The 23,789-nt window shown below is 63.1% G+C and carries 22 protein-coding genes, 1 tRNA gene and 2 pseudogenes; 14 read left to right on the top strand and 11 right to left on the bottom strand.

What is annotated here, in order from left to right:
- Nucleotides 1-323: 323 nt before the first annotated feature.
- From LQ954_RS07055 to LQ954_RS07030, 6 genes are all read right to left on the bottom strand, one after another.
- A tRNA-Lys gene (locus tag LQ954_RS07055) sits at nt 324-399 on the bottom strand.
- An 82-nt stretch (nt 400-481) separates the two neighbouring features.
- Nucleotides 482-1,543 (bottom strand): rod shape-determining protein RodA, encoded by a 1,062-nt coding sequence (rodA, locus tag LQ954_RS07050; RefSeq protein ID WP_265334012.1) that lies wholly within the window; start codon nt 1,541-1,543, stop codon nt 482-484.
- Nucleotides 1,544-1,590: 47 nt separating this feature from the next.
- Nucleotides 1,591-3,684, bottom strand: coding sequence for a penicillin-binding protein 2 (gene mrdA / locus LQ954_RS07045; RefSeq protein ID WP_231022472.1), 2,094 nt, complete (start codon nt 3,682-3,684; stop codon nt 1,591-1,593).
- A complete protein-coding gene (gene mreD / locus LQ954_RS07040; RefSeq protein WP_227770170.1) occupies nt 3,681-4,115 on the bottom strand; it encodes a rod shape-determining protein MreD in 435 nt (144 codons plus the stop codon). Before mreD ends, mrdA begins: the two co-directional genes overlap by 4 nt.
- Nucleotides 4,116-4,186: 71 nt before the next feature.
- Nucleotides 4,187-5,038: a rod shape-determining protein MreC gene (mreC, locus tag LQ954_RS07035; protein WP_330999946.1), complete on the bottom strand. Its 852-nt coding sequence runs from the start codon at nt 5,036-5,038 to the stop codon at nt 4,187-4,189.
- Between the two features lie 79 nt (nt 5,039-5,117).
- Nucleotides 5,118-6,158 (bottom strand): rod shape-determining protein, encoded by a 1,041-nt coding sequence (locus tag LQ954_RS07030; RefSeq protein ID WP_066782297.1) that lies wholly within the window; start codon nt 6,156-6,158, stop codon nt 5,118-5,120.
- A gap of 141 nt (nt 6,159-6,299) precedes the next feature.
- Here LQ954_RS07030 and mutL point away from each other — a divergent pair, with 141 nt between their 5' ends.
- The 4 genes from mutL to LQ954_RS07010 all read left to right on the top strand — a co-directional run bounded on the left by mutL (nt 6,300) and on the right by LQ954_RS07010 (nt 11,479).
- Complete coding sequence (mutL, locus tag LQ954_RS07025) at nt 6,300-8,090, top strand: DNA mismatch repair endonuclease MutL (RefSeq protein ID WP_231022739.1); 1,791 nt, start codon at nt 6,300-6,302, stop codon at nt 8,088-8,090.
- Nucleotides 8,091-8,537: 447 nt separating this feature from the next.
- Nucleotides 8,538-8,963, top strand: coding sequence for an organic hydroperoxide resistance protein (locus tag LQ954_RS07020; RefSeq protein ID WP_227770172.1), 426 nt, complete (start codon nt 8,538-8,540; stop codon nt 8,961-8,963).
- An 8-nt stretch (nt 8,964-8,971) separates the two neighbouring features.
- Entirely contained in the window at nt 8,972-9,439 is a 468-nt protein-coding gene (locus LQ954_RS07015; RefSeq protein ID WP_231022470.1) for a MarR family winged helix-turn-helix transcriptional regulator, read from the top strand.
- Nucleotides 9,440-9,619: 180 nt separating this feature from the next.
- Complete coding sequence (locus LQ954_RS07010; protein ID WP_231022469.1) at nt 9,620-11,479, top strand: ABC transporter ATP-binding protein; 1,860 nt, start codon at nt 9,620-9,622, stop codon at nt 11,477-11,479.
- A gap of 245 nt (nt 11,480-11,724) precedes the next feature.
- On the opposite strand, the gene rplI is transcribed toward LQ954_RS07010, so the two are convergent.
- From rplI to LQ954_RS16240, 5 genes and pseudogenes are all read right to left on the bottom strand, one after another.
- On the bottom strand, nt 11,725-12,318 hold the full coding sequence (gene rplI, locus LQ954_RS07005) for a 50S ribosomal protein L9 (RefSeq protein ID WP_231022468.1): 594 nt from the start codon (nt 12,316-12,318) through the stop codon (nt 11,725-11,727).
- A gap of 12 nt (nt 12,319-12,330) precedes the next feature.
- Nucleotides 12,331-12,555 carry a 30S ribosomal protein S18 gene (gene rpsR, locus LQ954_RS07000; RefSeq protein WP_007403456.1) on the bottom strand — a complete coding sequence of 75 codons (225 nt, stop codon included), beginning with the start codon at nt 12,553-12,555 and terminating at the stop codon, nt 12,331-12,333.
- The gene (gene rpsF, locus LQ954_RS06995; RefSeq protein WP_231022467.1) at nt 12,555-12,923 is read right to left on the bottom strand and encodes a 30S ribosomal protein S6; all 369 of its coding nucleotides are present in this window, start codon (nt 12,921-12,923) and stop codon (nt 12,555-12,557) included. Before rpsF ends, rpsR begins: the two co-directional genes overlap by 1 nt.
- 230 nt (nt 12,924-13,153) lie before the next feature.
- Nucleotides 13,154-13,207: pseudogene (locus LQ954_RS16245) on the bottom strand (hypothetical protein); the annotation flags it as partial.
- A gap of 28 nt (nt 13,208-13,235) precedes the next feature.
- Nucleotides 13,236-13,442, bottom strand: coding sequence for a hypothetical protein (locus LQ954_RS16240; protein ID WP_330999945.1), 207 nt, complete (start codon nt 13,440-13,442; stop codon nt 13,236-13,238).
- Nucleotides 13,443-13,637: 195 nt separating this feature from the next.
- Here LQ954_RS16240 and LQ954_RS06985 point away from each other — a divergent pair, with 195 nt between their 5' ends.
- The 10 genes and pseudogenes from LQ954_RS06985 to LQ954_RS06940 form a co-directional block, all read left to right on the top strand.
- The gene (locus LQ954_RS06985) at nt 13,638-15,131 is read left to right on the top strand and encodes a glycosyltransferase family 39 protein (RefSeq protein WP_231022466.1); all 1,494 of its coding nucleotides are present in this window, start codon (nt 13,638-13,640) and stop codon (nt 15,129-15,131) included.
- A gap of 52 nt (nt 15,132-15,183) precedes the next feature.
- Nucleotides 15,184-16,119, top strand: coding sequence for an ACP S-malonyltransferase (gene fabD / locus LQ954_RS06980; protein WP_231022465.1), 936 nt, complete (start codon nt 15,184-15,186; stop codon nt 16,117-16,119).
- Between the two features lie 91 nt (nt 16,120-16,210).
- The gene (gene fabG / locus LQ954_RS06975; RefSeq protein WP_227770179.1) at nt 16,211-16,951 is read left to right on the top strand and encodes a 3-oxoacyl-[acyl-carrier-protein] reductase; all 741 of its coding nucleotides are present in this window, start codon (nt 16,211-16,213) and stop codon (nt 16,949-16,951) included.
- An 80-nt stretch (nt 16,952-17,031) separates the two neighbouring features.
- Nucleotides 17,032-17,268: an acyl carrier protein gene (locus tag LQ954_RS06970; protein WP_046410516.1), complete on the top strand. Its 237-nt coding sequence runs from the start codon at nt 17,032-17,034 to the stop codon at nt 17,266-17,268.
- A 119-nt stretch (nt 17,269-17,387) separates the two neighbouring features.
- Nucleotides 17,388-18,647, top strand: coding sequence for a beta-ketoacyl-ACP synthase II (gene fabF, locus LQ954_RS06965; protein ID WP_227770180.1), 1,260 nt, complete (start codon nt 17,388-17,390; stop codon nt 18,645-18,647).
- 84 nt (nt 18,648-18,731) lie between these two features.
- The gene (mltG, locus tag LQ954_RS06960; protein WP_231022738.1) at nt 18,732-19,700 is read left to right on the top strand and encodes an endolytic transglycosylase MltG; all 969 of its coding nucleotides are present in this window, start codon (nt 18,732-18,734) and stop codon (nt 19,698-19,700) included.
- A gap of 75 nt (nt 19,701-19,775) precedes the next feature.
- Complete coding sequence (locus LQ954_RS06955; protein WP_231022464.1) at nt 19,776-22,097, top strand: sensor histidine kinase; 2,322 nt, start codon at nt 19,776-19,778, stop codon at nt 22,095-22,097.
- Nucleotides 22,094-22,546, top strand: coding sequence for a tRNA (adenosine(37)-N6)-threonylcarbamoyltransferase complex ATPase subunit type 1 TsaE (tsaE, locus tag LQ954_RS06950; RefSeq protein WP_227770182.1), 453 nt, complete (start codon nt 22,094-22,096; stop codon nt 22,544-22,546). The genes LQ954_RS06955 and tsaE overlap by 4 nt, the downstream gene beginning before the upstream one ends.
- Before the next feature lie 2 nt (nt 22,547-22,548).
- Nucleotides 22,549-23,520, top strand: a complete 972-nt coding sequence (locus LQ954_RS06945) for an aminoglycoside phosphotransferase family protein (RefSeq protein ID WP_231022463.1) — start codon at nt 22,549-22,551, stop codon at nt 23,518-23,520.
- Nucleotides 23,517-23,789 (top strand): annotated as a pseudogene (locus tag LQ954_RS06940) (sugar phosphate nucleotidyltransferase); the annotation flags it as partial. The gene LQ954_RS06945 and the pseudogene LQ954_RS06940, both read left to right, overlap by 4 nt.

The following is a 23,789-nucleotide window of genomic DNA, read 5'->3' as shown; positions in this document are numbered from 1 at the left end:
AAGTCAGTTGACCTAATTGCTTCACACGTACGAGCGGGGTTGTGGGCAAGTCAATGGGCGTTCGTCGAACCTGACGCCACGCCGCACGGTGCAAACGTCGGGCGGCAAAAGGTGATCCCAGCGCGAGGCGAGTCAGGCTGCGCGTGGTCGAGTGTTCCCGCATGCTAGGCGACGAGTGTTGACGCAGCGCCGCACCATAAATGGCGATGAGCGACAATCGAGACGAGCTCGAGAAGCTCGCCGTTCAAGGCCGAAGCCTGCCATTGAGTAGTGGATTTCCCGATCGCGGCGGCGCCAACGTTGTCACCTAAGTGACTGAGAAGTGGTGGACGCACTTGGGCTCGAACCAAGGACCCGCTGATTAAGAGTCAGCTGCTCTACCAACTGAGCTATGCGTCCGTGATCGTGTTGGGCGGCTGCCCCGATCGGGAGGCGCGCCATTAGCACCGCTTTTGTGCAGCGCAAACCCTTTTTCGCGGATTCACCAATTTTTTTCGCCGCGATTGCTCCGGTCGATCGACATGAGGATGCCCAGACACAGGAAGACCGTCATCTGAGCGGATCCACCGAAGCTGACCAGCGGCAAGGGAATGCCTACCACGGGGGCGAGCCCCATCACCATCGCGAGGTTGATCGCCACGTAGAAGAAGATCGTGGTGGCAAGGCCGGCGGCCGTCAGCTTGGCAAACCGGCTCTGCGCCTGCAGGCCGACATTCACGCCCCAGCGGATCACCATCAGATAAGCCACGATGATGAAGAGGCCGCCAAGGACGCCCCATTCCTCAGCCATGGTGGCAAAGACGAAATCGGTGTGCCCTTCCGGGAGATAATCGAGATGGCTTTGGGTGCCGTTCAGGAAGCCCTTGCCAGTGATGCCTCCTGACCCAATGGCGATCTTCGACTGGCTGATGTGATAGCCGGTGCCGAGCGGGTCGCTTTCCGGATCCATGAAGATCAGCACGCGATTGCGTTGATACTCATGCAAGAGGAAGTTGACGGCCAGCGGAGCCGCGACCGCGAAGGCGAGTGCACCCCCGACGAACAGACGCAATGGTACGCCCGCCAGGAACATGACTGTGAGGCCGCCGGCCACGATCATCAGCGCGGTTCCCAGATCGGGTTGAAGCATCACCAGAGCCGCCGGTAAGCCAATAAGCATCGCTGCCGGCCAGATGCCTCCGAATCGGCGAGTCTCGTTGGGCGGCAGCATCTCGTAGAAGCGCGCGCAGGCCAGCACGATCGCCGGCTTCATCAGTTCAGAGGGTTGCAGACGGATGAAGCCCAGGTCGAGCCATCTCTGGCTACCACCGCGTACGGCGCCTAGAAGCTCCACCGCAACAAGCAGGACGACGATCAACACATATCCGGGCAGCGCCGCCTGTCGCCAGACATCTTCCCGGACCCGCGCGATGATCAGCGCCCCAAACAGGAAGACGACGAACCGAATACCTTGTGCCATTGCCCAGGGACGAAGGCTCCCGCCTGCCGCGGAATACAGCACAACAAGACCAAAGACGGCGATGCCGATGACAAGAAACAGCATCCGCCACGGCAGACGCGCGACGGGCGCGGGGACGATGGAGGAGCCGATCACTGCGGGTCTGATGGTTCAGTAGTGCCGACGCTGGCGGGACCTGCGCCATTGGCAATGTCGCTTACGGTCGCCTCTTGCGCGGCGTTGGACGCGTCCGTGGCCTGCTCGACGGCGGGGGCGCGGGTGGGCGCCGGAACATCCGTTTCAGTCGCCACGGCCTGTGCTGGAGCTGGCGCGACCGAGGTGGCGCGGTACGCGGCTTCCTGTGCCGCCATTCGGGTGCGGATATCTCCGCCCCAGGTCGGTTCCACTTCCGCCAGGGCCTTGAGCGCCTTTTCCTTGTCGAACAGGTACGTCATGATGTCACGGCCGATCATCGGCGTGTCCAAGTTGCGCACGGTATGGCCATTGTGTTCCAACACGATACCGGCAGCGTAGCGCGGATTGTCCGCGGGCGCGAAGCAGATGAACAGGGCATGGTCGCGCAGCTTGAACGGCAGTTGCGCGTTGCTGAGCACACCCGAGCGTCGTTCTGCCATGGTGATACGCCGCACCTGGGCCGTGCCGGTCTTTGCCGCCAGATCAATGCCGGGGATGTACAGGCGCGAAGCGCCGCCGGTGCCGCCGCCATTCACCACTTGCCACATGCCTTCTCGAACGATGCGCAGGTTTTCCGCGCTGAACGGAAGGGCGGGGGCGTCGCGGCGGACCTGGTCCATCAACAGGCTGGGCTGAAGCATACGGCCGGAGCCAATCCGCATCGCCATCACGGCTAACTGCATCGGATTGGCCAGCACGTAGCCTTGGCCGATGGAGGCATTCAACGAATCCGCCACGGTCCACTTCGTCTTGTACTTGCGCTCTTTCCACGCGCTATCGGGTACAGTGCCGTAGCGCTGAGTGGCGAAGGGCAGGTCGTATTTTTCTCCCAGCCCGACTGCGCGAGCGACTGGGGCCACGCGATCATAGCCGAGGCGGCGGACCATCTCGTAGAAGTAGATGTCGCAGCTCTGGGCGATGGCGCCGCGCAGGTCGGTGGCACCGTGGCCGCGGCGCTTGTGACAATGGAACAGCCCGCTGCCGACACGGAGCGCGCCACCGCAGAACACCCGCTCGTTCGGGTCTACGCCCGCCTCAAGCAGCGCAAGGCCGTTCATCGGCTTCACGGTCGAGCCGGGCGGGTAGAGCCCTTGGGTCACCTTGTTCATCAAAGGAACGTGATCGTCGGCCGAAAGCATCTTCCACTCTAGGTGGCTGATACCGTCGGAAAAGCTGTTCGGATCATAGGCTGGCATGGAGACCATGCACAGCATCTCGCCCGTGAGACAGTCGAACACCACGGCCGAGCCGGAGTTGGTGCCGAGCCGGCGGGCGGCATATTCCTGCAGCCCGGCGTCAATTGTCAGCCGCTGGGTCTTGCCCGGGGTGTCGGGGCGAGTCGCCAGTTCGGCGACCAGCTTGCCGCGGGCCGTCACCTCGATACGCTTCGCACCTGGCTTTCCGCGCAGATCGGTTTCCAGTGTCTTTTCAAGACCATCCTTGCCGAGTTTGAAGCCCGGAGTGACGAGCAGCGGATCGCGGGTTTGCTTGTACTGTTCCGCCGACGCGCTGCCGACATAGCCGGTCAGGTGGGCTACCGCCGCGCCAGCGGGATAGTTTCGTGCAAAGCCGCGGGTCGGCGCGACGCCCGGGAGCTCGGGCTGACGCACCTGAACGGCCGCGAACCGCTCCCAGCCGACATTCTCCGCCACCTTCACCGGTTGAAATCCAGCGGCCCGCTTCAGGTCCGTCCTGATCCGCAGCATGTCCTCGTCCGTAAGAGCGAGGAGGTCGCGCAATGCGGCCAGAGTCCGCTCTTCATCAACGATGCGATCGGGAATCAGATCGACGCGAAAATCGGTGCGATTGTCCGCAATTGGATGCCCATGACGATCCACGAGCCAGCCCCGCCGTGGCGGGATCAGCGTCATGTTTACCCGGTTACTCTCACTCAGGAGATTGTAGCGTTCGTTCTCCGCAATCGCGAGCCAACCCATGCGGCCGGCGAGCAAGGTGCCGACGCCGACCTGTGCGGCGCCGAGCAGCCAGGCACGACGGGAGAAGGTGTAGCCTTGCTGTGCTTCCGTAGCGATCCGGGTTGAACGGTTCATTCAACGACGCGCCGGCGATCAACCCACGCGACAATCCGCGCGGCGAAGGGGAAGAGGAGAATGGACACTGCGATCTGCGCGACTAGCACGGAATCCACGTGCCCGCCGAGAGGCGTTGCAAACAATCGCCCGCCGACCAGGCAAATTGCGATTGCGGCCGAGGCGATAAGCCAGTCCTGCGCGAAGGCACGGAAGATGGTGCGCTGATCAAAGAGATCGATCATGAAGAAGGACAGGGTCCACAGGAGCGTGGCGCTTCCCAACGGCTGGCCGCTCAGACAATCGTCGAACAGGCCAAGTAACGCAGGCGCCCAGCGACGCAACGCCAGCGGAGCCAGCAAGCGCCACGCCAGCAGCATCAGGAGGCCAAACGGCGGAAGCAGCGGCAACGTCGCCGCGACGGGAAAGATGGTGACCAGTGACCCTCCCATGACGGTGATCCACGGCAGTGCGCGGGCCCGCGTATGCGGTAGGGCCGGCCCGAAGGGTTTGGAGCTCGGCGTCACCGCTTTGCGCCTGCAGCAGGCGGCGTGGTGCCGGGCACCGGCGGCGGAACGGGTGATGGCGGAGGCGGCGGAAGAAAAGGTGCGCTGACGATGACGAAATCGAAGGTGTCAGGGTGGGCGAACGGCAGGGCCAAAGCACTGTCGGAACCCGGCTTCAGGACACGCCCGACGAGAACTCCGGGCGTATAAAGTCCACCTGTCCCGGAAGTGACGAAGCGGTCACCTGGTTGCAGGCGGGCATTGGTGGTTCCCACGGAGCGAATGTCCATCAGCCCGTCACCGCGCCCCGCCGCGAGCGCCGGAAGCCCGTCCCCGATGCGGCGAACCGGCACCACGCTTTCGGGATCAGTGGTGAGCAGCACGCGTGCCGTGTTGGGACCGGTTTCGACGACCCGCCCGATCAACCCATCTGGACCGCGTACCGGCATACCGGGACGCACGCCCTGCCAGCGCCCCGCGTTGAGGATGCCGAAGCGCCGGGTGCTCGTGGCGCTCGAACTCACGATGCGGGCAGTTACGATCGGGTTCGGCGTTACGTCTCGCAACCGCAGCAGAGCGCGCAGGCGCCGATTATCCCGTACGATGATGCGCGCTTGCATCAGGGCATCGCGCGTGCGGGCGACCTCCGCCCGCAGAGCTTCATTCTCGCCGTGAACGCGGAAGTATGTTGAGATCGTTTGCGGAACGGCGGCGACGCTGCGGATCACGCCGGACAGCCCGGAGGAGACCGGCGCGGTGAGTTCCGTGGCAGTAGAGCGCAGCGCAGCAAAGGCGGGCGGATTGAACTGCGACAGAACAAGCAGAACCGCCCCGATCAGCGCCCCCGCGACTGCCAGGATGTAGCTCAAGAAGAGCGAATATTGCGCCCGCCGCGAGAATCCCGGGCGTCGGTCCCGCGACGCCACCATGCGCTAAGCCCTTCTTCGATCAGCCGTTCTGAAGCACGCCGCGGTACATGGGATCTTCCAGCGCTCGGCCGGTTCCCAGCGCCACGCAGGTCAGCGGCTCCTCAGCGACGGTAACGGGAAGGCCCGTTTCATCGCGGAGAACCTCGTCCAGCCCCTGCAACAGGGCGCCGCCGCCAGTCAGCACGATACCCTGATCGACGATATCGGCGGCCAGTTCTGGAGCCGTATTCTCCAGTGCCACACGAACGCCTTCGACGATCGTCGCCACTGGTTCACTCAATGCTTCGGCGATCTGGCCCTGATTGATCTGGATCTCCTTGGGCACGCCATTCACCAGATCACGTCCCTTGATGTGGATCGTCACGCCCACCCCATCGACTGGCGGCTTGGCGATGCCGACCTCCTGCTTGATCCGCTCGGCCGTTGCTTCACCAATCAGCAGATTGTGGTTGCGGCGAACGTAGCTGACGATCGCCTCGTCCATCTTGTCGCCACCGACGCGGACGCTGGTGGTATAGGCGAGGCCACGCAGCGACAGCACCGCAACTTCCGTAGTGCCGCCGCCTATGTCCACGACCATGCTGCCGATCGGCTCCGTCACGGGCATGTCGGCGCCGATCGCGGCGGCCATGGTTTCCTCGATCAGCCACACGCGGCTGGCCCCGGCGTTCGAGGCCGCGTCGCGGATCGCGCGGCGCTCCACCTTGGTCGAACCCGAGGGAACGCAGATCACGATCTCCGGCCAGCGCATGAACTTGCGCTGTCCGTGCACCTTGTAGATGAAGCTCTTGATCATCTGCTCGGCGACGTCGATGTCGGCAATCACGCCATCCCTGAGCGGGCGGATCGCCTCGATATTGCCAGGCGTCTTGCCCATCATCAGCTTGGCGTCTTCGCCGACCGCCTTCACCTTCTTGATACCGTTGATCGTCTCCACGGCGACCACGGATGGCTCGTTCAGTACGATCCCACGGCCGCGCAGATAGACCACGGTGTTCGCGGTCCCGAGGTCGATGGCCATGTCATGCGACATGAATTTGAAGAAACGCGAGAAGGCCATGTTGAGCTAGATTCCGTCCCCGAGTCGCAAACGCGACTTGCACCATTCATCCCGCGGCCACGGCCGCAAGCCGCTTCTTGGGCGCTGATTGCTGTTATCTCGGGGTCGCGGGAGGGCGTCGATTGGGCTAGGGGCGTGGCTGTGTCAATACGCCGCCTGCCCGAACATCTCATCAATCGTATCGCTGCCGGTGAAGTGGTGGAAAGACCAGCCAGCGCGTTGAAGGAACTGGTTGAGAACGCCATCGACGCCGGTGCGACGCGTGTCGCCGTGCGCCTTTCGGACGGCGGAATCGGCCGCGTGGAAGTCGCGGATGACGGCTGTGGAATGACCCCGCAGGACATGGCGCTCGCCCTGGAGCGCCATGCCACGTCGAAGCTGCCCAGCGATGACATCGATCGCGTTGCCACCATGGGATTTCGCGGTGAAGCGCTTCCCTCCATCGCCAGCGTCGCCAGGCTGACGCTGGAGAGCCGGGTAAGAGGCGCGGACGGCTGGTGCCGTGTCGTCGACAATGGTGCCCTTGTTTCAGAGGGGCCTGCTGCCTTGCCGCCCGGGACGCGCGTGGTTGTCGAAGGCTTGTTCGAACGGGTTCCTGCGCGACGCAAATTCCTGCGATCTGGACGCAGCGAATATGCGGCGTGCCTCGACGTGGTGCGACGGCTGGCGATGTCGCGCCCGGACGTGATCTTTACCGTGGAGCATGATGGTCGCCGAGTGCTGGCGGCGCTTCAGCCCGAGGACCGGCCGGGACGCGTGGCGGCGCTGACCGACCGAGCGCTGAAAGAGAATAGCGTCGCGATCGACATGACGCGGGAGGCCGTGGTGCTCGGCGGGGTGGCTGGATTGCCGACCTTTCACCGCGGCGTTGCGGACCACCAATATCTTTTCGTGAACGGCCGACCGGTCAAGGATCGATTGCTAATCGGCGCCATCCGTGGCGCCTATGCCGAGATGATGCCGCGCGATCGACATGCGGTTGTGGCGCTGTTCATTGATCTGCCCTCGGATCAGGTTGATGTGAACGTCCATCCCGCGAAAACAGAGGTGCGTTTTCGTGACCCGGCCATGGTGCGCGGGCTGATCGTTTCTGGCTTACGGCGCGCCCTGGATGAGGCGGGCCACCGGGTGGCGCACCGTGCGCCTGATGAGGTCCTGGCGGCGTTCCGTCCGGACGCGCCAGCCTACAGCGAAGTCGCGCCGTTGGTGCAAGATCAGATCGCGAGGGGGGCGCAGGCAGTTGACTACATCTCCCGCGCCAGCCTGCTGCGCGACCAGCGGCCGACCTTCTTTGCGCCACCGCCGCAAGCACGGGGAGAGGCAGCTGTCGCGTCCCCGCCGGAATCGCGTGTTCATCCGCTTGGCGTGGCTCGGGGGCAGGTCGCCAAGACCTACATTGTCGCTGAAGCGGAAGACGGTCTCGTCATCGTCGATCAGCACGCCGCACATGAGCGGTTGGTGCTGGAACGCATGCGGGCAGCGCTGGCAGGCGGCAAGGTGGCGGCGCAGGCATTGCTGATCCCCGAGGTCGTGGAACTGGACGAGCCGAATTGCGATCGGCTGGAAACCAGGATCGAGGAATTGGCGGAGCTCGGGCTCGAGCTGGAGCGATTTGGCCCTCGCGCCATGCTGGTTCGCGCCACACCTGCATTGCTCGGCAGCGGTGATCCGAGCGGACTGGTTCGCGATCTTGCCGATGAGCTGACCGCCTACGACGAAACCTTGTCTCTGCGTGAGCGTCTGGACGCGGTGGCAGGAACCATGGCCTGTCACGGTTCAGTCAGGGCAGGGCGTGTTCTGTCGGTCACCGAGATGAATGCTTTGCTCCGGGAGATGGAAGTGACGCCGCACTCCGGTCAATGCAATCACGGGCGGCCCACCTGGGTGAAAATGCCGCTGGAGCAAATCGAAAAGCTGTTCGGCCGGAAATAACGAATGCTCCACGTCGCCTGTGCAGATCCGCTGCCGCACTGGTTCGAATAAGCCGCCGGCCCTGTGAGAGGTCCGCAGTGTTGGGACATCGCGGCGTCGCAGCCGCGGCGCGTTTTGGTCGATTTCCGAACGCATGGTTGTGGTGGGGCGCTTGGCGTTGATCGATACCCTCGAAAGTCGCGGCGCTGCTCGGTCGGAAACTTTCGTCGGCGCTCAGCATTCTTTGCTCGAATATGTCTCCAGGATTTCAATCATGAAGCAGATTGTGCCTCTCGTCCTCGCGCTCATACCCCTTGCCGCGGTTGTGGGCGCCTGCGTCGCAGTGCCTTGAGGCCGCAATCGGTCCTCGCAGGCAGTCAGTAGGCTCAGCATCTTACTTCCCTCCCGTGTCTTGCAATAGTGTTGCGCGCAATCTAACTCTGGTTTTGCAGAAATCGGAGATTGAAGATGGGTACGCTCTATTCCACCAAGGTGACCGCAGTGGGGGGCCGCAGCGGCACGGTGCGCAGTGACGACGGTATTCTCGATCTTTCTCTGGCCATGCCTAAAGAGTTGGGCGGCAAGGGTGGCGCAACCAATCCGGAACAGCTATTCGCCGCGGGCTATGCCGCTTGCTTTGAAAACGCTGTCATTCACGTGACCCGCGCGCAGGCAGACAAGGTTCGCGATGGCGATATCGAGGTGATCGGCGAGGTCGGCTTGCTGCCTGGTGCTGGGGGCGGTTTCAACCTGGCTGTGACGCTGGACGTCACGATCGCTGGCGTGGATCAGGCCAAGGCAGAAGAGATCGTCAAGGCTGCGCACGCGGTGTGCCCATATTCGAACGCAGTGAAGGGCAACGTGGACGTCACGTTGAACGTGTCTACTCGATGAAGGATCAGGTGGCGGCACATACGGATGATCCACTCCGGCTGGACCGGCAGGTATGTTTCCCGCTTTATGCTGCCACCAATCTGATCAACAGACTGTACACGCCCGTGTTGCGCAGTCTTGGTATCACCTACCCGCAATACCTTGTCCTGCTGGTATTGTGGGAAGAGGAGCCGCAGACGGTCGGCGCACTGGGTACGCGCCTTTTCCTTGATAGTGGAACGCTGACCCCGCTGCTCAAGCGGATGGAGAGCAACGGATTGCTTGATCGCCGCCGCGACTCGGCGGACGAGCGCCGCGTTCTGATCACGCTGACGGACAAGGGGCGGGCGCTTCGAGAAGCGGCTCTTCATGTGCCTGGCACCATGTCACGTGGATATGATACGCAAGGCTTGGAAGAATTGCGGGAGCGTGTGACAGCGCTCGTCGCGATCTTGGCACAGCATGACGGAAGAGAACGCCTGGAGGGTGGCGCCTGAGCGATCGCTGACGCAATTGCCGCCGCAATGTGTCGGATCGATTGCTCCCCGCCGTTATTCTATAAGCGCGGCGTTCCACAGCCTGAAGTCATCGTGAGCTCGGCTGAATGCGCTCCCGGATGGTCAGCCGTGAACCGTCGACGGCGCTGGATCATGGCTCAAACTGCACTGTAAGCAAGAATGCCCTTCCTGATCAGCCCAACGCGCTTTCTGCTGCATTACGTGGCCGCGCGTCCATGGATCTTTCTGCTGCTGGGCGTACTGGTTGCGGGTGCGTCGGTAAGCTCGATTGGCGTCCAATATGCCATGAAGCTGTTGATCGATGCGATGACCAGTGCCGATCGCGTCCGATCGCTCGTTTACACGGCCCTGGCATTATTCCTGAGCTTGGTAGTTCTTGAAAGTCTGCTCCAGCGGATGGCCGCGCTGACTCTCGGCCATGCTACCGTGGTATCGGGCGTCGGCATTCGGCTCGACATGGTGGACTATCTGACGGGCCACCAAATGCCCTTTTTCCAGAACCAGCGAGCCGGTTCGCTTGGGCACCGGATTTCGGGCCTAGCGGGGATCTTTGGCGCAATCATCCACCGGCTCCTTCAAGAAGTGACACCGCCGCTCATCGCGTTCGCCGGCGCCATGATCATCTTCGTGACGATCGACGGAACCATGGCCTTGGTTCTTGGGGCGATATTCATTGTCGTAACGGCCGGACTCGTCCTGCTTGGCCTGCGCGGGCATGTGCACCACAAGGCCTTTGCTGAGCATGCCGGTACGGTCGGTGGCGAACTGGTCGATTTGATCGGCAACATCTGGGTAGTGAAGGCCTTTGCCGCCGGTGAAAGAGAACTGTCGCGGCTGCGGGGATTTCTTGACGATGAGGCCGTGGCCCAGCGCCGTGGTTGGTTCTTCGTCGAGCGGATGCGCGGCCTCCACGATCTCTCGCTCGCCATCTTCGTCGGCGGTACGCTGATCTGGGCAATCGGGCGTTGGTCAAACGGCGCCATCACCACCGGGGACGTGGTGATCATCAGCACGATGACCTTCCGCATTCTCCATGGTTCACGCGACCTCGCCATGGCTCTGATCGATGTCAGCCAGCAGTTCAGTTATCTGCGGGAGACGCTCGACATTATCGGCGTGCCTCAGACGCTGAGTGATGCCCCAGGTGCTGCGCGGCTGCGGGTGGGAGAGGGTCGGGTACAGTTCAGCCATGTCACTTTCGGCTATGATCCGCGCCACCCCGTGCTTCATGATCTGTCGTTGGAAATCCCAGCGGGGCAGAAGATCGGCATTGTAGGGCCCTCCGGCGCGGGAAAGTCATCGCTGCTTCAACTGACCCAGCGATTTCATGATCCCCAGGCCGGTCATGTCATGATCGATGGTCAACGTGTCGACACAGTGACGCAGGAGAGCCTGCGCGACGCGATCGCAGTGGTGCCGCAGGAAGTGCTGCTGTTCCACCGATCGGTGATGGAGAACATCCGTTTCGCCCGTCCGGACGCGGATGATGATGAGGTGTTCCGAGCTGCGGAGGCGGCGGGATGCGACGACTTCATCCGTCGGCTGCCACACGGGTATGACAGTATTGTCGGCGAGCGCGGCACCAACTTGTCGGGCGGACAACGGCAGCGGATCGGCATCGCCCGCGCCTTTCTGAAGAACGCGCGTATCGTGCTGCTCGACGAGGCGACGTCAGCGCTGGACTCCGAGTCGGAGCTTGAAGTCCAGAACGGGCTGGAGGCGCTGATCCAGAACCGCACAGTCATCGCCGTGGCACATCGCCTGTCCACAGTCGTTAATTTTGACCGGGTGGTGGTTCTGTCGAACGGCCGCGTCATCGAGGATGGCCCCCCTCAACAGCTGCTCCGACGTCCCGGCGGCGCGTTCCGTCAACTCTGGGTCATGCAGGTCGAGGGGATGGATCGTTCATCGGGGATCTCGGCCGCGGGGGAACGACTCCGCGCGCTGTCCGAGCGTAGCCGTGCGCGCGTCCAGCAAATGGTACGAAGCGCTTGGCAGAGCCGCGCTGAGCGCGCCTGAGTCACGCGCGTGCCGGTGAGCGAGGCTCGTGCTCTGGATGGGCCAAGCAGATGCAGCGTGAGGCCGGTTGTCTCCGGAGTGAGCAGTGCATCGAGCCGATCAGCCACCGGTACTCGCTCGCGGCGGCGGCTTGTGTCCAGGGCCGAGCGCCACGCATGAATGTGGTCGGCGAGCGCAACTCATAACGAAAGGCCCGCCAGGCATGACGCCTGACGGGCCTTTTGTCTTGTCCTAAGCGAGGGTGGTTAGCCCTCGGCCGATTCCTCGCGGACTTCGGCGCTCGCGCCGGGCTCGGCGTTGGCGTCATACGCTTCCGTGAAGCCGCCCTGGTCACGGCCTTCCTCGAAGACCTGCGCCATCACGTCGACGCCCTGCGACTGCAGCTCCGCCTCTTCAGGCGAACGCGCGACGTTGACCTTCACCGTCACGGACACTTCCGGGTGCAAAGCGACGCGGATGTCGTACACGCCGATCGCCTTGATCGGGCGGTCGAGAATGACCGCAGACTTAGCAACCTTGTGGCCAGCATCGTTCAGCGCATCGACCAGATCGCGGACCGCGACCGAGCCGTAGAGCTGACCGGCGTTCGACGCCTGACGGATGATGGTGACCGACACGTCCTTGAAGGTCTTGGCTTCCTTCTCGGCCTCGCCACGACGATTGGCATTCTCAGCCTCGATCCGTGCACGGTTGGCTTCGAAAACCTTCCGGTTCGCTTCGTTGGCGCGCAGCGCCTTCTTGTTCGGCAGCAGGTAGTTACGGGCGAAGCCATCCTTCACCTTCACTACGTCGCCGATGCCGCCGAGCTTCTCGACGCGCTCAAGCAGAATGACGTCCATCTGCTCTTCTCCTTACTTAACGACGTAGGGCAGCAAGCCCAGGTGACGGGCGCGCTTGATCGCCTGGGCGAGCTCGCGCTGCTTCTTGGCGCTCACCGAGGTGATGCGCGAGGGGACGATCTTGCCACGCTCGGACACGAAGCCCTGCAGCAGCCGCACGTCCTTATAGTCGATCCGGGGAGCGTCCTTCGCCGAGAAGGGGCAGCTCTTGCGACGGCGGAAGAAGGGACGTGCCATTATGCGTTCTCCTCTTCACGACGGCGGCCGCGCTCGCGGTCCCGCTCCTGCTTGCGCATCATCACCGACGGGCCCTGCTCATGCGCGTCAACCTTGACGGTCATGTAGCGGATGATGTCCTCGTTGATGGAGTGCTGACGCTCGATCTCAGCGACGGTATCGCCCGGTGCGTCGATCTCCATCATCACGTAATGAGCCTTGCGGTTCTTCACCATGCGATAGGCAAGGCTGCGCAGGCCCCAGGTCTCGGTCTTGACGACCTTGCCCTGATGATCTTCGACGATCTTGGTGATGGCTTCCGCCATCGTGTCCACCTGCGCTTGTGCCAAATCCTGGCGCGCAAGGAACACGTGCTCGTAAAGAGCCATGTGCTTTCCTTCGTTGGCCGATCGCTGACATGGCCCCGTGCCATGCCCCTCCGACTGTCGTCCCAAAATAGCGAAGGCGAGGAGACGATGCTCCCCGCCTGTGCTGCCCGGTCCCGTACCGGAAATCCCGAAGAAATCAAGCGCCACCGCAAGGCGTTCGCAAGTACGGCCGCCACAATCCCGCTGCTGACCGCGACAAGCACAGCGTCGTTGCCGGAGCGCACCTGCTGCTGACTGCGGGTCGGCGCGTAGAGATGGCGGCTGCGATACTGGCGATAGTCGATGGTGCGATAGTTCTGGGCATAGCGACGATCAAAGCGCTCGCCCTTGTGCCATGAGCGCTGCTTCTGCAGCGGTGGGACGATGGTCGTCTTCTTGACGGTTGTACTCCGGGTGGTGCTGCACGGTCGTGGTCACGTGGCGGTCCTGACGACGCGCCTGTGCCTCCGCCGTCGCGGCAATCATCGGGGTGGCGACCAGCGAGGCCGCAACTGTCACCTGAACCAGCTTCTTGAACATCTGAAATCTCCTTCGCGCTTTCCGCAAGCGGCGCCTGAACGATCGCGTCGGAGAGATGTCTGGACCTCGTAGGTATCCTGCGGGACGGCTTGGGCGCGGCATTTCGTAGCGAACTGTCGCCAAAAAGGCGGGCACGCTGAACAACGGTTCAGCAGGCAAGCATTTGTACATGGGATCGAGTTATCACTGCCGAAGATGACGACCATGTTCCCACCGCGCCGTTCGAGAAGCGACAAGACAGCGCTGGTCGAGAACGACGGCGCTTCGTGCCGGGTGCGTGCGGCGACGTGGTTTGGGCTCGTCGTGGTCGCGATGGCGGCGGCGCTCTACGTCGGCTGGATCGGGTTCATGGCGTCCGACGACTCGCTCTATCATGCCGGAGCAGTGCGCTGGCTTGTTGATCCTCCTTTTGCCGGCAGCGATCACTGGTCCACCCGCTTTCCGCTTACGCTGACGTTCGCTGCCGTAATCGCAATCGTTGGGAACAACTTCGCCGCTTTCGCAGTCACCGCGGTGCTGTTTTACGTTCTTCTTGTGGTGGTGGTTGGCGGCTTCGCTGCCGCGGGCGGGAAGCCGCGCGCCGGATGGATCGCTGCGTTGCTGACTGCCACTCTTCCTGTGGTGGTCTCGCATGCGACGACGGTAAGTGTCGATCTGACCGAGGCGGCCGCTCTCGTGGTCGGGGCGTGGCTTCTTGGCTCCAGCAGGGAGGATCCGGGAGGGCTCCTGCGCGCAGGTTTGGGCGGCGTCATGTTCGGGGCCGCCGTGCTGTGCCGGGAAACAAGTGTTCTCCCGCTGATCGTGCTTGGCCCGATGTTTCTGATCGGTAGGCCTCTACCGCGTCGTGTGCTGATGGCGTGCGGCATTGGTGCCGCGATGGTGCTCGTGGGAGAAGCGCTCTTCCAATATGCGCTAACTGGTGATCCTCTGCGACGCTATGCGATCGCGTTTCATCACGACGAGCATATCAATCGGGCAGCCAATCACGAGGGCAACTTCCTCCTGTGGGCGCCGATCGATCCTCTGCTCGTATTGTTAATCAACGATGATTTCGGGCTCCTGTTCTGGACCGCCGGGATCGCCTGCGTCGGTTGGTGCTGGACGAGATTGTCGGTCGCGCGGCGAGCGCCCTTTCTGTTGCTTGCGGCCATGGCGGGCAGCAGCTTCATTCTCGTATCGGCCCTTTACGCCAAGCTGGTGCTTAACCCGCGATATTTCATGCTGGCGGCCCTTGCTGCAGTCATCCTCGTGGCCCTGTGGCTCGACCGTATTCGTGCCTGGGCCCGGATCATGGTTCTGGCGGTGCTGGTTTCAACCAATCTGTTGCTGGTGAGTGTAGGAAACGCTCATCCGAGATGGCCCATGGAAGCCTTGTTGATTGCAGCGGAAGCCCACCCGCAAGCCGTTGTCGCCGGCGCGCCGGATGATGTAGCGCGCTCGGATATCCCGATGGCGTTCCTGCGTCAGACCAACATTCGGCCCCTTCCGGCACAACCGGGCGACCTCGTCGTGGCGCCCGCGGCTCATGCGCCGAAAGGTGTAGTGATCGCGCGCTATCCCTCTCCCCCGACGCGGCTCGGCGCATTGCTTCGGTGGCTCGGACTGGAGCCTTTGGTGCCCAGCGCCATCTCACGCCGTATGTTTGCGCCAAGCCCGGAGATGGTGCTGGTTCGACCGCAGGGCGGTTGACCCCGCCGGCCTGAGGCGCCTACCCGGCGCCTCTTCGATTTGGGAGAGGCAGATGCGAGCGTTTATCTTTCCGGGGCAGGGCAGTCAGTCCGTTGGCATGGGCCAAGCGCTCGCGGCCGCGAGTTCCCATGCGCGCGAGGTGTTCGGCGAGGTCGATGAGGCGCTTGGCCAGAACCTGTTTCGGCTCATGACGGAAGGGCCAGCGGACGAACTTACGCTGACCGAGAATGCGCAGCCAGCGATCATGGCAAATGCCATTGCAACGCTGCGGGTCCTCGAGAAGGAAGGCGGCGTTCGCCTGGCCGAAAAGGCGAACTTCGTGGCTGGTCACAGTCTGGGCGAATATAGCGCGCTATGCGCCGGCGGGGCGATTGACCTTTCCACCACGGCAAAGCTGCTGAAGCTGCGCGGTCAGGCGATGCAGGCAGCGGTGCCAGTGGGTGAGGGCGGCATGGCGGCTCTGCTGGGCGCTGACCTTCCCAAGGCGCAAGCCATTGCCGCGGCGGCGGCCGAAGGCGAGGTTTGCACGGTCGCGAACGACAACGATCCCAGTCAGGTGGTGATCTCCGGCGCGAAGGCGGCGATTGATCGTGCCATCGCTTTGGCGAAAGACCACGGAGCCAAGCGTGCCGTTGCTCTTCCGGTTTCCGCTCCATTTCACTGCCCGCTCATGCAGCCTGCCGCAGATGCGATGGAGAAGGCACTGGCAGAGGCTAAGGTCGCCGCTCCCCTGGTCCCGGTGTACGCGAATGTCACTGCAGCACCGGTGAGCGATCCGGATACGATCCGTCGCCTCTTGGTAGAACAGGTTACAGGAATGGTGCGTTGGCGCGAATCGGTGCTGGCGATGGTTGATGCTGGCGTGACAGAGTTCGTGGAGTTTGGCGGCAAGGTGCTGTCACCGATGGTCAAGCGGATCGCCCCTGACGCGCAGGCAGTTAGCATCGTGTCCATGGACGATCTCGAGGCGCTGCTGAAGGGCTTGTAAGTTCGGCAACTGGTCGGACCAAACACGCACGTGGAAGGTTCCTCGACCGCATACCAGCGGGCCGCGGTTCGTGTGAATTCGGGAGATTTCAATGTTTGACCTCACAGGGATGACCGCGCTGGTGACGGGCGCCTCGGGCGGCATCGGCTCGGCGATTGCGCAGGCCCTCGCCGCTCAGGGGGCACGCCTGGTCGTTTCAGGATCCAATGCGGATAAATTAAATGCGTTCTGCGGCCAGCTTGGCGGCGATCACGTTGCGGTGCCGGCCAACCTGGCGGATGCGCAAGCAGTGGACGGGCTGGTTCCCGCGGCGGTGGAAGCTCTTGGCGGACGTCTCGACATTCTGGTCAACAATGCGGGTGTAACGCGCGATAATTTGACCATGCGAATGAAAGACGACGAATGGGACCAAGTCATTCGAGTCAATCTTGAGGCTGCTTTCCGTCTGATGCGGGCAGCCGCAAAACCGATGATGAAGCAGCGCTTCGGCCGAATTGTCTCGGTCACCTCGGTGGTCGGGCAGACCGGCAATCCGGGCCAGGCGAATTACGCGGCATCCAAGGCAGGCCTTGTCGGTATGTCAAAGGCGGTGGCGCAGGAGCTCGCAAGCCGCAACGTCACGGTTAACTGCGTTGCTCCCGGTTTCATCCGGTCCGCGATGACCGATGTATTGCCGGAAGCGCAGAAATCCGCGCTTCTCACGAAGATTCCGGCTGGCGATCTGGGAACCGGGGAAGACGTGGCCGCAGCTGTCGTCTATCTGGCATCGCGGGAGGCTGGCTATGTCACCGGCCAGACCCTGCACGTAAACGGCGGGATGGCGATGGTCTAAAGCAGACTTGTATCGCAACGCACCCCGTTCTACCTGCGTTCAGGATTCAACAACCCCCCGACGAAACAAAGGGAATATATATGAGCGAGACCGCCGACCGCGTGAAGAAGATCGTCGTCGAGCATCTCGGCGTCGAAGCCGACAAGGTGACCGAGGACGCGAGCTTCATCGACGATCTCGGCGCGGACAGCCTCGACATTGTCGAGCTGGTGATGGCGTTCGAAGAAGAGTTCGGGGTGGAAATTCCGGACGACGCTGCCGAGAAGATCACTACCGTGCGCGATGCGATCACCTATATCGACGAGCACAAGGGCTGATCGCGAACGGGGCGCGGAGGCTTCGAGCCTGCCGCCGCCTCGGCCCGGATTTGAGCGGCTCCCCGTCCCCGGCTAGAGGGCGGGGAGCCGTTTCGTTGTAACGTTCATGGAGTAGCGCAATGCGCCGCGTCGTCGTCACCGGTCTTGGCCTCGTCACCCCTCTTGGGGCTGAGGTGGAGCTAGCTTGGGCCAATCTCATCGCCGGCAAATCTGGCGCCGGGCCGATTACGCGCTTTGACGCGTCTGACCAGAAATGCCGCATCGCTTGCGAGGTGAAGCCTGCAGGCCACGAATATGGCTTCGACGCTTCCAAGCGGGTCGATCACAAGATCCAGCGCCAGGTCGATCCGTTCATCGTGTACGGCATCGATGCGGCCGGCCAGGCTTTGGAAGACGCAGGCCTGACGGAGATGACGGAGGCGGAGCGTTACCGGGCCGGTTGCTCGATTGGCGCTGGCATCGGGGGCCTGCCGGGTATCGAAAGCGAGTCGATCGTTCGCCATGAAAAGGGGCCCGGGCGCGTCAGTCCGCACTTCGTGCATGGCAGGCTGATCAATCTGATCTCGGGCCAGGTCAGCATCAAATACGGCTTGATGGGCCCGAACCATGCGGTCGTGACCGCTTGCTCCACAGGTGCACATTCGATCGGCGACGCCGCCCGCATGATTGCCATGGACGACGCGGACGTGATGCTCGCCGGTGGCGCAGAAGGCGCGATTTGCCCGCTGGGCATTGCCGGCTTCGCGCAGGCACGTGCGCTCAGCACCAACTTCAACGATACGCCGGAGAAGGCGAGCCGCCCGTACGACAAAGATCGCGACGGCTTCGTCATGGGCGAAGGCGCGGGCGTTGTCGTGCTCGAGGAATATGAGCGTGCGAAAGCGCGCGGCGCGAAGATCTACGCTGAAGTTATCGGCTACGGTCTGTCGGGCGACGCCTATCACGTCACGGCGCCGCATCCGGAAGGTTCGGGTGCGTTCCGCTCGATGGAAATGGCGATGCGCAAGTCTGGTCTTCGCTTGGAAGACATCGACTATATCAACGCCCATGGCACCTCCACTCCGCTCGGAGACGAACTGGAGCTTGGCGCGGTTCGACGACTGTTCGGCGACCATGTTGGTTCGCTTTCCATGTCATCGACGAAGTCGGCCATCGGTCACCTGCTCGGTGGCGCGGGTGCGGTGGAAAGCATCTTCTGCATCCTTGCGATGCGCGACCAGATCGTGCCGCCGACGCTGAACCTCGACAATCCGAGCGATAATTGCGCCGGCGTCGACCTAGTGCCGCATGTCGCGAAGAAGCGGCAGGTCAAGGCGGTGCTGAACAACAGCTTCGGTTTTGGCGGTACCAACGCCTCGCTGGTGCTGAAGGCCATCTGATAACAACTGCTCGTCCCGGATACGGCCGGGACATTCTTCTCGGCCGGCCATGAACTGGGATCCGGCCATCGCCGGGGTGAAATGATGCGCAAGGTCGGTTGCCTGGGACTGCTGATCGGGCTGGGGCTGATCGCCGCGCTCTTCTGGGTTGCGCGCGATTGGTCAGGCGAGGGCCCGGCGGCCAAGCCACTCGCCGTCGTGGTTCCGGAAGGCGCGAGCCTGTCACGGGCAGCCGGGGAACTGGAAAAGCAGGGCGCGATCCGCTCCGCTTGGCGTTTTCGCGGTTATGCTCGGGTGTTCGGCACTGGCAAGCCGATCAAGGCTGGCGAGTATGCAATCCCGGCGCGCGCCAGCGCCTCGGACATTCTGGCGCTGCTCGAACAGGGCAAGGTTCGCCAGCGGCTGATTCCAGTACCGGAGGGCTATCCGTCCATTCTGGTCCACGAGGCGCTCATTCGCGCGGAGGGTTTGACCGGACAGGTTGCAGTGCCGCGGGAAGGCTCGATTCTGCCGGACAGCTACGCATATCAGCTCAACGATACGCGCACGGCAATCGTTGCCCGCATGCAGAAGGCGATGGCGGATTATCTTGCGACGGCGTGGAAGAAGCGCAAGCCGGGGATTGCCGTGAAGTCGCCTGAAGAGGCCATTGTCCTAGCCTCCATCGTTGAGAAGGAAACGGGCAAGCCATCCGAACGGCGGATGGTGGCCGCCGTTTACACGAACCGCTTGAAGCGCGGGATGCCGCTTCAGGCAGATCCGACGGTCATCTATCCTATCACCAAGGGAAAGCCGCTCGGGCGGCGGATCAAACGATCCGAGCTCCAGGCGACGAACGGTTACAACACCTACGCCAGTGCTGGGCTGCCTGTTGGGCCGATCGCAAACCCGGGCCGGCAATCGATAGACGCCGTTCTTGATCCGGCGACGACTTCGGCGCTTTACTTCGTGGCTGACGGCACCGGCGGCCATGTGTTTGCGGACACGCTGGAGCAGCACAATGCGAACGTCGCGAAATGGTATGCGATCCGCCGTGCGCGGGGAGAGATGTAGGCTGTTCACTTTGCGGCCTGCGGGCGTAGAAGTAGCGGACATCATCACGGACTCGCCTCTTTCTTGACCACGCCCATGTTGATCGCCGCCGGCGCCGTCCTGTTGTTGCTGGTGGGCGCGGCTACCATGGTGCTCAACCGCGGCTTGAGAGCGCTTGCGTCGGCAGCGGATCAGCGGGCGCGGCTGCAACTCGCCGAAGGATTGCTGGCGGGCGCGCCGATGCAGCCGATTCTGGTGCGCGCGGACCATCGACTGGAGATGCCTCCACGGATTGCGGACCTGTTCGGCCTTGTTCAGCCGCCGACCGACTTCGATGGATTAAGCGCGGCGGGCGGCGGACTTGATCCGCGGGATGCCGAGCAGCTTCTCTCGGACGTGATGACGGTCCAGCGCTCGGGCAAGCCATTCGTGCGACAGGTACGCCCGCGCGGGGCCGCGCGCACGCTGATGCTGCGCGGTGCCCGAGCCCCGGTGGGCACGGGAAGTTCGGACGTGGTGATCTGGGTACATGACGCCAGCGAAGCACAGGAAGAGGTGGAGCGACTGGCGATCGAGCAGGCCGAGGTTCGCGACGCGTTCCATGCATTGACCGGCCTGATCGAAGCGGCCCCTCTGCCCATGTGGTACCGCGGACCAGACCTGCGGCTGTCGATGGTCAACACGGCCTATGTTCAGGCGGTGGAAGGCGCGGACGCTGCGGACGTTGTTGCACGCGGCTTGGAGTTGATCGAGGGATCCGGCCAGGGTGGCCCACTCGCCGGTGCCACGGCCGCGCGAGAGTCTGGCCGGCCGGAGGTCCGCGTGCTTCCCGCGACCATCGGCGGTGCTCGCCGTTCGATGCAGCTTTACGATGTTCCGTTGCCAGGCGGGGGCGTCGCGGGTTTCGCCATCGATGTCGAGGAACTCGAAGAGGCTCGCGCTCGCGAACAGCGGTTTGCCGTTGCACAGCGCGCCATGCTTGATCGGCTTTCCGCCGGCGTGGCTCAGTTTGGACGCGACCGGTCAATGGTGTTCTGCAACCAGCCGTTCCGGCGCATGTTCGCGATGCGCAGCGAGTGGATGGCCGATCGGCCCGAGTTCGATCGGGTGCTTGAGCGCATGCGAGAAGCGAACCGGTTGCCAGAGGTGCGGGATTTTCCGGGCTGGAAAGCCGAGCGCCGCGACTGGTTCACCCGTACGGATGCGGCGACTGAGGAAACCTGGCACCTGCCGGGCGGGGTGCACATTCGGGTGCTTGCGCAACTGCTGCCTGACGGCGGCCTGCTGCTGATTTTCGAAGATCGGACGGAAGAGGTGCAACTCGCCTCTGCCAGGGACACCCTGCTTCGGGTGAGAACCGCCACGTTCGACAATCTCTTTGAAGCGCTCGGCGTGTTCGCCGCTGACGGTCGGCTTCAGTTGTGGAACAATCGGTTCCGCGCGCTTTGGGAGTTCGAGGAGGAGTTCCTCAGCAGCCACCCGCGGGTCGATGCGGTGGCGGAGAAGATTGCGCCCAAGCTGCGTACGCCCAATCGCGCGACGCTGGTGACGGATCTTGTCCGTTCCGCCACTACTGATCGGCAGCAGCGGAACGGGCGGGTGGCACTCGCGGATGGTCGCCACTTTGCGTTCGCGGCGGTGCCTCTGCCAGATGGCAACGCACTGTTCACGATGCTGGACATCAGCGATAGCCGTCGCGCCGAACAGGCGCTACGCGATCGCGCCGCGGCGCTTGAGGCTGCCAACAAGGTAAAGACGGCGTTCGTTGCCAACATGAGCTACGAATTGCGGACACCGCTGACGTCGATCAGCGGCTTCGCAGAAATGTTGCACGCCGGCTATGCCGGCAAGCTGACCCAGCAGGCGGATCAATATGTGGTCGCGATCCTCGAATCGGTCAGTCGCCTTGGCCTGCTGATCGATGAAGTGCTCGATCTGACGCAGGGCGAGCGTGACATGCCCTTGAAGCGGGAAATGGTCGATCTTGGGGACATCGCGCGCTCGGCAGCTGCGGCGGTGCAAGGAGCGGCCGGGGAGAGAGACATCGACTTCGCGGTAGAGATCGACCCGAGTGCAGGGCAGGTGAACGGAGACCCTCGGCGTATCCGAGAGACAGTGGAGCATCTGCTTCGGCACGCCATCAATGCCACCGTTTCAGGGGGGCGGGTGTTGCTTCACGTGGATGGCGAGGAAGAGACGGCCCGCATCATCGTGTCGGACGATGGCGGCGGGATGGACGAGGACGCCGCGCGGCATGCGTTCGACCGGTTCGCCCAGCCCACGACAACACGCGGCGTGCGCGCGCTGGATCTCGGCCTTCCTTTGGCAAAACAGTTTGTCGAAGCGCATGGCGGTAATATCTCGCTGGTCAGCGAACTTGGCGTGGGAACCTTGGTAAAAGCAGAGCTGCCGCGATGACGATTGGGAGCTGTCGCCTGGCCGATGCGGTCGAAACCGAAGCTGTCGGTGCTCGTCTCGCGACGATGATTCAGCCGGGCGACGTCATCGCTCTTTCCGGTCCGCTTGGCGCGGGAAAGACGAGCATCGCGCGCGGGTTGCTGGCCGGCCTCGGCCTCATCGGGGAGGCGCCGAGCCCCAGCTTCGCCATCGTTCAGCCCTATGACCCCCCGGAGGTGCGACTTCCTGTCCTCCACGTCGATCTTTATCGGCTGGATGGTTCGCATGAGCTCGAGGAGCTCGGCCTGGATGAAGCCTTGCTTGACTCTGCGCTGGTGGTGGAATGGCCGGACCGTGCGGGTGCGGGAGCATGGCCGGATGCGCTACGACTTACACTCGCCATTGAACCAGACGGCGCGCGGCGCTTGACTTGGGAAACGCCCGCGGCATGGGAGCGCCGATGGTCCTAGACATGACGCCGCCCGCCGAAGCGCACACCTTTCTCGCTGCGCACGGATGGGGCGGAGCAACGGTGCTACCGCTAGCCGGTGATGCCTCGTTCCGACGCTATTTTCGTGTTGTCGACGGTGCGCGCACCGCCGTGCTGATGGACGCGCCTCCGCCACATGAGGACCCGCGACCGTTCATAGCGGTGGCGAAATGGCTGACGGATCGCGGGTTCGGAGCCCCAAAGATCCACGCCATCGATGAGGCGCACGGGCTCGTCCTTATCGAAGATTTCGGCAACGATCGCATGCGCGAGGCGATTGATGCTGATCCTGGCGCTGCGAGCACCCTGTATGCCAATGCGGTCGACGTTCTCGTCGCGCTCCGCGATCACCCGGCGGGCGCCTGGCGCGCGTATGATCGGGCGGAGCTGCAACGCGAGGCGGCGCTTCTGGTCGAATGGTATTGCCCGACGGTGGGGCTGGCCGTCGACACGGCCGGGTATGTCGATGCGTGGGACGCCGTTCTGCACCATGTGAGTTGCGATCGGGCGGTCACCGTGCTTCGCGATTATCACGTGGAAAATCTGATGCTGGTCGGTGCGTCCCGTTCCTTGGGGTTGCTAGACTTCCAAGATGCGCTCGCCGGACATGCCGCTTACGACTTGGTGTCACTGCTGCAGGACGCCCGGCGTGACGTGGATCCTGCGCTGGAGCAGGCGATGCTGGAGCGTTATCGAAGCGCGACGGGTGAGGGCGAGGGCTTTATGCGCGCCTACCATGTCCTCGGCGCGCAGCGAAATGCCAAGATCATCGGCATATTCACTCGTCTTTGGAAGCGCGACGGCAAGGACCGCTATCCCAGCCTTTGTCCCAGGGTCTGGTCCTATCTGGAACGTGACTTGGCTTGCCCTGAACTTGCGCCGGTTGCACGTTGGTTCGACGCCAACATTCCCGTCGAATTGCGCGGCGATCCACTGCTACTGAGCGCAAAATGATCAAGCCGCGTTTGATCCGGCCGGAAATCGAGGCCTACATGCCCGAGACGGCGATGGTCATGGCTGCCGGCCTCGGAAAGCGTATGCGGCCACTGACCGCAACGCGGCCCAAGCCGTTGATTGAAGTGGCCGGCAAAACACTGCTGGATCACACGCTTGATCATCTCCGCGCCGCGGGCGTGAAGCGGGCGGTGGTCAACGCCCATTATCTCGCGGATAGGTTGGAAGGACATCTGTCATCCATCAAGGGTATCGAGATCGAGATCTCC

Source organism: Sphingomonas sp. IC-11 (assembly GCF_021043365.1).
GTDB lineage: Bacteria > Pseudomonadota > Alphaproteobacteria > Sphingomonadales > Sphingomonadaceae > Sphingomonas.
Note: the sequence above shows the minus strand (reverse complement) of the source record. Positions and strands in the feature narration are given on the sequence as shown.